The 489-nt window shown below is 53.2% G+C and carries 1 protein-coding gene; it reads left to right on the top strand.

Features of this window, described 5'->3' with window-relative positions; translation table 11 throughout:
• On the top strand, positions 1 to 489 hold a 489-nt coding region (locus tag J0A69_RS22410), incomplete at both ends, for a class II aldolase/adducin family protein (RefSeq protein ID WP_206588854.1).

Raw genomic sequence — 489 nt, 5'->3', positions numbered from 1 at the left:
CAGGGTATCTACCGGGGCATCGAGTTTGAAGACGAGATGGTCGGACTTTTCAACCACTGCATCTACGATCTGGACTCCAAGGCTCCTTCCATCGACACACCGCTGCATGCTTTTTTACCTTTCAAACACATTGATCACCTGCATCCTGATGCGGCCATCGCCATCGCAGCCTCCAAAGACGGAGAACAGATCACCGCTGATCTCTGGGGTGGACAGATTGCCTGGGTGCCTTGGCAGAAGCCCGGCTTCGACCTAGGCTTACAGCTGCAGCAGGCTTTGGCTGACAATCCGGGAATCCGGGGAATCATGCTGGGTGGACATGGACTCTTTACCTGGGGAGATACTTCCTACGAATGTTACATCAACAGTCTGGAGGTAATCGAAACGGCTTCCGCTTATCTGGAAGAAAACTACGGCAAGAAAAGACCTGTCTTCGGGGGACAGAAAACAGAATCTCTTCCTGCAGCACAGCGTGCCTCACAGGCAGCA

The organism is Algoriphagus pacificus (assembly GCF_017254845.1).
Lineage (GTDB): Bacteria > Bacteroidota > Bacteroidia > Cytophagales > Cyclobacteriaceae > Algoriphagus > Algoriphagus pacificus.
The sequence above is the reverse complement of the archived record's forward strand: the minus strand, read 5'-3'. Positions and strand labels throughout refer to the sequence as shown.